Genomic DNA, 9771 nt, shown 5'->3' on the forward strand with positions numbered 1-9771 from the left:
ATAAAGCAGATGAATAAAACAAGGATAAGAAAGGAGGTTTTATGGTCTTTTTGAGTCTTATCCTTTCGATGGTGTCTTTAGAGTTCCCAATAACAACAGCCCCAGGAGACCAGCGCTACCCCGACGTGTGCTGGGACGGTTCTAAGTTCTGGGTGGTGTGGACTGACAATAGGAATGATTCCGGTAAAATATACGCAACGAAGGTTGACGAGAACGGCAGTGTTGAATCCCCGATTCTTGTCCACTCTTTCGACAGTGAGGTATGGGACCCATCCATTGCCTGTTCACCAGATACGTTTCTTTTAACCTTTTCACTGCCTGTTCCTGATTCGGTGACTGAGTTTTACCTTCGTTACAGTCTTCTGGACACTTCAGCAACGCCTTATCCAGGTTCAGGAGGCGGAGTTGGAATATTTGCAGCAGGCCCGATTATTCCGCTACGATGCAAGGAGCATTTTGCTCTACTTTATACGTATGGCTTTCCCGCTCAGTTCGAATACCCAACCTGTGGCGCTGTGTCGTTGCTCAACGGGAATGAACCTGTAGATATACTTGAAGTACCGGGGCCTAAAGGACAATTCTGCTATGTTGATGGCGGCGTTTGGAATGGGGAACATCTCTTCTGTGTAACATCTTCAGGATGTATATACCTTGAGGATACTCTTGAACAGTCTCCTAATCAGGGCGGTTACTTTTACCCGAGAGATCCCTGGGAAATGGATTGGGATAGTCTCTGGTTTTACAATGGAGTAACACTCGCCGCAGCCAGCGATAAAATCGGCATGCTGTATTCAAAGTACGGTAATCCATGGTTTGACCTCGTAGACGGAAACGGAAGTCTAATAAATCCTGAACCACTCTTTATCGATTCGACTCAAAATTATTGGCAATCAAGTCTCGCATTCGGTAAAGGCAGTTTTCTTGCCGTATCTGAAGTAGGTAAATATCACGGCCCCTATACACTTTGGGGTACCGAGATAGATACCAGTGTAACCCTGATTGACGAAGGCTACCTTGTAGGCGGACCCAAGGAGGAAAGGTATCCCGACATCTGCTTCGGCAAGGAGCATTTTCTTTTGGTCTGGTGCGACAACCGCTCGGGCGACTGGGACATTTATGGAAGGATACTCGATTCACTGCCCTACTCGGGCGTGAGCGAATCCTCCCCTTCCCCTCTCCCCAAGGATATTCAGGCGATTGAGGTCGATAAGACCTTCTTCAAGGACGAATTGCGCATAAGGCTCGAAAACGCTGTCGATGCAGGGCAAATCATAATCATACGGGACGTTGCTGGCAGAACCGTGCGAATGCTTGAGGTTCAAGGCCCTGAAGCGGTATGGGACGGATGCGGCCGGGACGGAGCACTCCTGAATAAAGGGGTTTACTTCGTGTCTGCAGGAGGCAGAAGCAGTGCAAGACCGGTTAAAGTTGTAAAATTATGATTTTAGGGTTTCTTCTACGATTTTTCCAAATTACGTATTTCTCAGTAAGCGTTCTAAATTGGAGTGAATAAGAGCTTTTGCACTTGACAAACTTTTATCTCGCTCTATAATTCGCTTATATGCGCAAATCAAAGGAGGTGCAGATGCACAAGCGACTCCTGACACTTGGGTTTCTGGTAGTCGTTGGTTTAGGTCTGCTCGCCGGATGCGGAGCATCCAAGGCTTTGATAGCTCAAATGGAAGCAGCGTGTCAAGCCGCGGACGATGCAGAGGCCAGACTTGCCAATCTTGAGTCTCAACTGAAGACTCTACAATCGGATAAGACAGCAAAAGAAGCGCGCGTCCAGGAACTCGAACAACAAATCTCAGAGCTTGAGAATGCCAAGCCTTCACGTGATGGAAATCTCAAGCCCGGGACTTCAAGGTAGGAGGATTTATGGCTAAAAAATTATTCCTTCTACTGGCCGTGGGTCTCATTGCGTTCGCCGGCGTAGGCTACGCCAAAAAGATCTCGAAAAAGGAAGCCGAAGCTCAAATGGCGGCATGCAACACTCGCAAGACGAGTGCCGAAGACGCTATCAACGGCATGGAACCTAAGGCAAACGGCCTTAAGAGCGAAATTTCCGCTCTCGATGCCAAGATAGCCGAACTTGAAGCAAGACTTGCCGAGCTTCAAAAGCAGCCTAAATATTGGGGACGTTACACCGTTAAATCGGGCGACTATCTTTACAAGATAGCCGACGACCCCTTTGTTTACCACGACGGATCCAAGTGGCCTATGATTTACGAGGCGAACAACGATATCATCAAGGACCCGAATCTGATCTATCCGGGCTGGGTGCTCTTTATCCCCGGTCTTAACGAATGGAAGGTCATATCGGGCGACTGCCTCTGGAAGATAGCGAATTCGGTGGCCGTCTATGGAAATGCATCCAAGTGGCCGCAGATTTACGAGGCAAACAAGGATCAGATCAGAGATCCAGATCTGATTTATCCCAATCAGGTTTTCAAAATTCCGCGCTAATAGCGCAATGATTTCTGAGGGGAAGACTTTCCAGTCTTCCCCTCTTATCATGTTGTCTTCTTCAAATGGCTAGACGTATTGTAAAAATCAAGGATATAGACCCTATGCTACTTTCAGGGGTAGGGGATGAGAACCTGCGAGTGTTGAGACAGCACTTCGACGCGCAAATTATCGCGCGCGGCAATAAGCTGACTCTGGAGGGGCCTGATGAAGAAGTGGATAAAGTCGCTAACATCATTGAGAAGCTCTCGGAAACCATTAGCTCAGGGAAGCTCATTAATCCAGAAATAGTCGTTGCCGAGATTGAAGGGGTTAGGGGGATACGTGAAAGAAAAGATTCGGAAAACGGCATTATTTATACGCCCCGGAAAATCATTAAACCGCAGTCGGAGCATCAGGAAAAGTATATTAAAAGCATTGAGGAAAACTCCGTCACCTTTGGCATAGGTCCGGCGGGAACCGGTAAAACCTATCTTGCGGTTGCAAAAGCAGTTGAAGCGCTGGCAAATGATAGAATCGACAGAATTATCCTGACAAGACCCGCAGTCGAGGCAGGAGAGTCTCTTGGATTTCTGCCGGGCGATTTGAAGGAAAAGGTCGATCCCTATCTAAGACCCCTTTACGACGCACTTTCGGATATGATACCGGCGGAAAGAATGAGACGATTTCTCGATAACCAGGTAATTGAAATAGCTCCTCTAGCATTCATGAGAGGAAGAACCCTCTCTGATTCATATATAATTCTCGATGAGGCGCAAAATACATCGCCTACCCAGATGAAGATGTTTTTGACAAGACTGGGTTGGAATTCGCGTGCGATAATAACGGGAGATATTACTCAAATAGACCTCTCGCACTCGAAAGAGTCAGGTCTTGTTGATGCTATACAAATTCTGAAAGATGTAAGGGGAATAGAATTCGTTCAATTCGACTCGACAGATGTTGTCAGACCTCCCCTAGTTTCGGCAATCATCCTCGCTTATGAAGAAAAGAACTCTATCTAGACTGGGTATTGGAGCTTGCCTGCTCCTGATAATTGCAACCTTGAATCTCGCTCCATTTCTTTCCCCGCCTGCTAAACTCAACTACACTCTGGGTGAGACTGTTTCCAAGGATCTTTACGCCCCTATCTCGTTTCGGTTACCGAAGGATCCGAAGATTCTGAACGCCGAGCGCGACAGCGCTGAAGCTTTGGTAACGCCGGTTCTCAAACTTGATGAAGGAACGGAAAGGAGCATTCTGAAGAATCTGAGAAACCTGAGATTCCCTGATTCCGTGCCAAAGGATTTTTCATACCAGACAAAAGAAGCCCTCATTACGCCAGGCCGCGACATCATACTTTCATCTGCGGAAAGCCTCTTTGTAAGCGTAATCTCTCAGGGGTATTTTTTCGAAAAGGACGATCCCGAGTATTCGACAATTAAGAATGTTATTATTCAGATGGGCAAAAACGGAAAGGAGTTTGCGGAAAGGACAGAAAATCTTCTTGGTCCATCCGATATCGACACCCTTACTACCAATGCTGCACGCAGATTATTTCCTTCGGATCCCATCCGAAGAGAGGCCCTCACGGAGATAATGCTCAGGATGCTAGTTCCAAATTTGAGTGTGGACGAGGATGAAATCTCCGCAAGGAAGCAAACGGCACGCAATCGAATCAACCCTTATGAAGGGTTTGTTGAAAGAGGCGAGCTTCTACTTGAACAAAACTCCAGGGTTGACGAATTAGCACTCAAAAAGATAACGGCCCTTAATTCAGCCATAGAAGGAAACTGGCAGATAAGACTGGAGTTGTTCCTGCGCCAGAACATCCTTTCGATACTCGTCATCCTGATATTCGTCTTTTCCCTTTATATACTCCGTAAGGATCCTCCATTCAAGAATGTATTATTTATGACTATCCTTCTTGTTGCAAGTTTTGTTGTTGCTTTTGCAGTGCGCCGCTTTTCTATCTGGTGGTTTGTACCCGTAGGCTTTATCGCTCTCGCAGTCGGTATATTCCTCTCCCCCCTTGAAGGCATACTCGTCGCAACTGGAACTTCCCTTTTACTCTATATTCCATGGCAGACCGAGCCTGAATACTTCCTTTTTGCGCTTCTTTCAGGCTTTGGGGCACTTGCAGCCATCCCGTTCATGGGTCGCAGAATGGGTTTTCTGGCAACATTTGGATTTATAGGTATAGGTGGTCTGCTTGCAAGGGGCGGCTTCCTGATAGCAAAAACCGGCGTCTCTCCGCGTGAGCTATTCTCTATTGTCTCATCTATAGGAATTAACGCTGCAGGAAATCTGGTATTCTTCATGCTTGCTTTTTTTCTTGCAGAAAGGCTTTTTGGGTATACATCAGTCCTTACTCTTTCAGAGCTTGCAAATCTTAACAATCATCTTTTCAAGGAATTTTCGATGCGGGCTGCAGGCTCCTATCACCACAGCATCGTCGTAGGCAATCTTGCTGAAAGTGCCGCGCGCATCATATCCGCAAATCCAGCTCTCGCGCTGACCGGCGGATACTACCACGACATAGGAAAGATGACAAAACCCCAGTATTTTATTGAAAATCAAATAGAACAAGGCAATCCGCACGACACTTTGAAACCAAGGATATCAGCACTCATACTGGCTAGTCACGTTAAAGAGGGTCTCTCGATTGCCGAACGAAAGAACCTGCCTCTATCTATCAGAAAAATAATCGCCGAGCACCACGGAACCACAAGAATGGAATCTTTCTACCAGAAGTACTTAGAAAACCCTGGTGAGGATGATCTGTCGGAATCTGATTTCCGCTATAATGGCCCTAAACCGCAAAGCAAAGAAGCAGCGCTTGTAATGCTCGCCGATTCGGTGGAGGCTGCGGTCCGCTCAAAAGGATTTGCAGACAGGGAAGAGCTAGACAGTCTTGTTAAAGAAATAATTGACCAGAAAGTCAGAGACGGACAACTGGATGAATGCAACTTCACGACATCGGATATTCAAAAAGTACGAAGGATATTCGTAATAAGATTAACAGGTATTTTTCACCCAAGAATTAATTATGAGAAACAAAATAACGATAAAGGCGCCGAGAAGGACGCAAAAAAACGTACTCCGCGAGCATATCCAAAAAGTACTAAAAGCTGAGCAATGCCTGAAAGGTGTAAACATAATACTCGCGGATGATACTTTGCTTGCTCGTCTTAACGAGAGATTCAAATCAAAGAAAGGGCCTACCGATGTTTTGTCCTTCCCTTTTGAGGAGGAAGACTTTCTCGGAGAAGTATACGTATCCCTCGATAAAGCAGTTGAACAATCGCAAAAATACGGTGCGGCTCTTAATGACGAAATCAAAAGACTTGTAGTTCACGGCATCCTTCATCTTTTGGGATACAATCATCGCCAGATGCCCTCACGGCTTAAAAGGTATCTGTGATTACAGCTTATATAATCGCTATCGCAGTGCTGCTTGCTGCAAGCGCCTTCTTCTCAAGTTCGGAAACAGCGTACTTCTCACTTTCGCCGTTGAGGACTCAAAGACTGGGTGAATCGGGGCTGGTTAAAGGGCTTCTGAAATCGAGGGACAGGCTTCTGGGCACGATACTTTCCGGTAATTTGGTAGTGAATTTCGTTGCCACTTCACTCTGGACCACTCTCCTTGTTGCGCTTTCCGGGCGTTTCGGATGGAGCGAACCAAGAACGCTTTCTCTTGGAGCCGTCATCATGGTTTTGATACTGCTTTTATTCGGAGAAATAACACCCAAGGTCATCGCCGTAAGGGTCCCTATGTTCCTTGCCAGACTATATGCACCAATGCTCGTTTTTTTTACATGGGTATTCTTTCCTTTTACATGGGCTTTGGGAACACTTTCCAAGGTTTTGTTCAAAAAACGCCGTAAGGAGAAACCCTTTCCTACTGATGAAGAGGTGAAGACGATGATAGAAATGGCGGTAAGATACGGCATTCTGCGACCTCAGGAAGAACAGATAATGGACAATCTGGTTGATTTGGGCGAAAGAACCGTAAGCGAAGTAATGACCCCCAGGGTGGCGATGAAAGCGATGCCGCTTGATACTTCGTTATCTGAGGCTCTTACTTACGCAAGGACTACGTTTAAATCGCGTTATCCCGTTTTCGACAAAACACAGGATAGAATCGTTGGTATAGTATACACTAAGGATCTTCTGACAGCAAAACCGAGAACCCGCTTCAGGAATCTATTAAGAGAACCGTTCTTCGTACCGGAAACTAAAACGCTCTCTGAGATGCTTGAAGAGCTGAGACGCTCCGATCAGCATATCGCAATAGTGGTTGACGAGTTCGGCGGAACCGCAGGACTCGTCACTCTCGAGGATATACTTGAGGCGATATTCGGCGAAATAGTTGACGAGTACGATTTGGCACATCCTTATAAAAAGATTAAGGAAGGCGCTTACGTTGTTGACGGAGACATCGATATCACCGCTCTAAATCGCCTATTCGACGATGCATTCCTTGAGGCCGAAGATGATTTTTCAAGACTCTCGGAACTTATTACTGACGAGCTTGGTCATATTCCTAAACCAGGAGAGACTCTTGAGTACAAAGGCGCACGAATTACGGTAAGGAAGGTTAAACGACAGCGAATCGAAAAGGTGATGATTGAGAAGCTAAACTCGACTAATCAGGTGGAGAACTGATGACTCTCCTTATTGGCCTTTTATTCATCCTGGTACAGGGTTTTTTTGCCGGTGCGGAGACCGCTTACGTTGTAGCAAATCCAGTAAGGGTCGCCCATCTTACAAGAAATACCAAAAGACAGGAACATGCACTTGAATTGCTTAAAAGGACAGAGCTTCTTCTCGTGCTGACTCTTATAGGAACGAATATGTCGGTCGTGTTATCAGGTTTTTTTATTACCACTTATTTCCTGGATGCGCTTGGTGAATCTGGAACCATTGTCGCCATCGTCGTAGGAACCCTAGGAGGTTTGATATTCGGAGAATACCTGCCTAAAAGTTTTGCCAGGCTAACAGCCGAACGTTTCGTAGTTACGACCATCGACTTCTTCAACCCAGTTTCTTACATTCTTCGACCATTCGCAAGACTATTTCGTCTACCTCAAAAGAAAGAGCGCGGACTGGAAAGACTTTCCTTAAGCAGACCCGATATGCTTACAGCCATCAAACTTGGTGAGAAAATCGGAAGCATTGAAGAAAAAACATCACCGCGCGTCGCCAATCTTTTTTCAGCTTTCGATACGCCTCTTGCCGACGTTATGACTCCCTGGGACAGGGTAGTAAAGATAACTTCAGGAACAGGGAGAAAAAGAATACTCGAGATAGTCGCTCAGGAAGGCTACACACGCTATCCTGTCATAGACCGAAAATCCGGAACCATAAAGGGTATACTTGGCTCCAAGGACCTCCTTAAACCGCGAGTGAAGCTCTATCCGCCTTTCTTTACGAACCCCGGTATCAGAATAACCGAACTTCTGCGCACAATGCAGGCCAGACACGAGCACATGGCCGTCGTTCTCGACCGTGAAGAAAAACCAATAGGCATTGTAACTTTCGAGGACCTCCTCGAGGAGTTCGTGGGTGAGATAAGAAGCGAGGAGTAGTCGTGACCTCTAGAGGTATCGCTTTTTAGACTTGACTTGACACCTAAAAAAAGTTACCTACAATATACACAGAGGTCTTATATGGTTGGATTATCCTGCAATAAATGCTGCGAGTCGGTTAAATCAAAACCACACGAAATTGACAGATGTACGCTTTCAAATCACATTAAAAAAAATGACTCCGAAGTAATCAGCTTTTCCATTCATATGGAGATTTCGGTCGGATCGGTTAGAGAGCAGGGGAAGGCCGTGGTGCTGCGTTAGCCTGCTCATATAGGTTAGGAGTCTTCTGAGAGGTTGCTACTCAAAGCTCAATGCGAGCTAGGTCGGATGGCTGGGAGTTCCGGACTTCTCCTCCACGGGGCTCCCAGCAAAAAATCGAAAAAATGGTTTAATAGCTTCTCGATCTTGACTGCCTCATAATATTAAGTAGATTACATTAATGCGTGATGTAGAGATTCAACTTTACCAGACAAAGAAAATTATCAACGACCACAAGCATGCGGACGAGGGATGGTTCTGGGTGCGCTACTCCGCATATCCCTACAAGGGCTGCTCGAACGGCTGCCGCTACTGCTACGAGTGGGACGAAAAGTACGCGCCCATGAAGGACTATCGTCTTCTGGACAAGGTTGTTATGGTCAAGGAGAACGCGGTCGAAAGGTTGAAAAAGGAGTTGCCGAGAAAGATCAAAGACGTAGTCTGCGTCGGCGACTGGCAACCGGTTGAGGCAAAATACAGGCTTTCACGCAAGATGCTCGAAATCGTTTATCAGCTCAAGTTCCCCTTAATGATAATCGAACGTGCGCCTCTTTTAACGAGGGATTTGGACATACTTTCAGATATTTCCAAGCAGACCGATGCATACGTCGGCTTCACGATTGTTGCCACAAGTGATGACCAGATTCGCCTTCACTTCGAACCCAGGGGACCCTCGGTAAAAGGCAGGTTCAGTTCGATGCGGAGGATAGCGGATGCCGGTGTCATGATAGGCACCCTGGCAATGCCCATCCTGCCCTATATCTTTGACTCGGACGAGGAACTGCGTACTCTCGTTAAAATGACGGCCGACTCAGGCGGACGATTCGTGCTCTTTGGCGGATTGACCCTTTGGGGCACATGCAAGGATGTATACTACGAAGCCCTCAAGCGAGCCCCTGCCATCCTTGCGGGATCCCCGCAAGAACACGAAGCGTTCTTGTGGGATAAAAAGACTGAGGAGTGGAACCAAAACAAAGCGATTCAATCTCAGTGGGGCCGCAGATGCCATCTCGCAATCGCGGAGGAATGCGAACGCCAGGGTATAACCCATTATATTCCTAGACCTGTGTCGTTCTTCCCCAGGGAGCTGAGGAGAAACAAGGAGATTGCAGGCAACCTCTTCATAAAGGCGCGAGAGTCGTGGATGCTTTCCGAATCGCCTTATCGCTCGCACGCTTTCACCAAAGCCGGAAGGGCTGTGGATTCACTCACTGAGGATATAGGCGACTTGTACCGCAGAAAGGGCAGGCAAGGGCTCCTGGCCCTGGAGGGAATAGGCGAGAAACTGGCATCGGAGATAGAGGGTCTCCTGTCAGTTCAAGCGAGTTATACAAAAGAATAACCTGCAGGGGGATTTTTCAAACAGTGTGTTTTTTAAGATTTGGAATTACGTCATATGCTTGAGGCTGACTTGGCATGCATCTTGCTCTACCTATAATCTGGATAGTACACTACTAAAAGCCTGAAACGGAGG

The 9771-nt window shown here is 46.8% G+C and carries 9 protein-coding genes; all 9 read left to right on the forward strand.

What is annotated here, in order from left to right; all coding sequences use genetic code 11:
* Positions 1-41 precede the first annotated feature (41 nt).
* The 9 genes from GX441_04290 (at position 42) to GX441_04330 (ending at position 9639) form a co-directional block, all read left to right on the forward strand.
* A complete protein-coding gene (locus tag GX441_04290) occupies positions 42-1442 on the forward strand; it encodes a hypothetical protein (GenBank protein ID NLI97862.1) in 1401 nt (466 codons plus the stop codon).
* 119 nt (positions 1443-1561) lie between these two features.
* The gene (locus GX441_04295; protein ID NLI97863.1) at positions 1562-1870 is read left to right on the forward strand and encodes a hypothetical protein; all 309 of its coding nucleotides are present in this window, start codon (positions 1562-1564) and stop codon (positions 1868-1870) included.
* 350 nt (positions 1871-2220) lie between these two features.
* Positions 2221-2466, forward strand: coding sequence for a LysM peptidoglycan-binding domain-containing protein (locus tag GX441_04300; protein ID NLI97864.1), 246 nt, complete (start codon positions 2221-2223; stop codon positions 2464-2466).
* A 65-nt stretch (positions 2467-2531) separates the two neighbouring features.
* The gene (locus GX441_04305; GenBank protein ID NLI97865.1) at positions 2532-3470 is read left to right on the forward strand and encodes an AAA family ATPase; all 939 of its coding nucleotides are present in this window, start codon (positions 2532-2534) and stop codon (positions 3468-3470) included.
* Positions 3448-5580: an HDIG domain-containing protein gene (locus GX441_04310; GenBank protein NLI97866.1), complete on the forward strand. Its 2133-nt coding sequence runs from the start codon at positions 3448-3450 to the stop codon at positions 5578-5580. Before GX441_04305 ends, GX441_04310 begins: the two co-directional genes overlap by 23 nt.
* Complete coding sequence (gene ybeY / locus GX441_04315; GenBank protein ID NLI97867.1) at positions 5495-5869, forward strand: rRNA maturation RNase YbeY; 375 nt, start codon at positions 5495-5497, stop codon at positions 5867-5869. Before GX441_04310 ends, ybeY begins: the two co-directional genes overlap by 86 nt.
* Positions 5866-7113, forward strand: coding sequence for an HlyC/CorC family transporter (locus GX441_04320; protein NLI97868.1), 1248 nt, complete (start codon positions 5866-5868; stop codon positions 7111-7113). The genes ybeY and GX441_04320 overlap by 4 nt, the downstream gene beginning before the upstream one ends.
* The gene (locus GX441_04325; GenBank protein ID NLI97869.1) at positions 7113-8036 is read left to right on the forward strand and encodes a DUF21 domain-containing protein; all 924 of its coding nucleotides are present in this window, start codon (positions 7113-7115) and stop codon (positions 8034-8036) included. Before GX441_04320 ends, GX441_04325 begins: the two co-directional genes overlap by 1 nt.
* A gap of 442 nt (positions 8037-8478) precedes the next feature.
* A complete protein-coding gene (locus GX441_04330) occupies positions 8479-9639 on the forward strand; it encodes a hypothetical protein (GenBank protein NLI97870.1) in 1161 nt (386 codons plus the stop codon).
* Positions 9640-9771: the final 132 nt, after the last annotated feature.

It is taken from the genome of bacterium, from assembly GCA_012517375.1.
Classification (GTDB): domain Bacteria; phylum Hydrothermota; class Tepidihabitantia; order B3-TA06; family B3-TA06; genus JAAYVC01.